This is a genomic window from Pseudomonas sp. HY2-MNA-CIBAN-0224, assembly GCF_040310285.1.
Lineage (GTDB): Bacteria > Pseudomonadota > Gammaproteobacteria > Pseudomonadales > Pseudomonadaceae > Aquipseudomonas > Aquipseudomonas helleri.
Genome location: NZ_JBEOPQ010000730.1, coordinates 1 through 253, shown reverse-complemented (window position 1 = coordinate 253; position 253 = coordinate 1). Strand labels below are relative to the sequence as shown.

Here is a 253-nt window from a genome sequence, read left to right as displayed (position 1 = left end):
ACTCACAACTGATCAGCGACTATATCCGTAAAGGCGAAGTGCACGAAATCAAAGATGTCATGACGCGCTCGCGTGACAGCGGCATGCAAACCTTTGACCAAGCACTCTTTGACTTGTATGAGCATGGCGAAATCACTTATAAAGAAGCGATATTGCACGCCGACTCCCCCAATGATCTGCGCTTAAAAATCAAACTCAGCAGCAAAAATAGTAACGCCAATTTAGACGAAGGTGCTGATAGCTTGTCCTTAGA

General features: G+C 45.5%; 1 pseudogene. It reads left to right on the top strand.

Features of this window, described 5'->3' with window-relative positions:
• Positions 1-253, top strand: a pseudogene (locus AAEZ03_RS28250) (type IV pili twitching motility protein PilT); the annotation flags it as partial.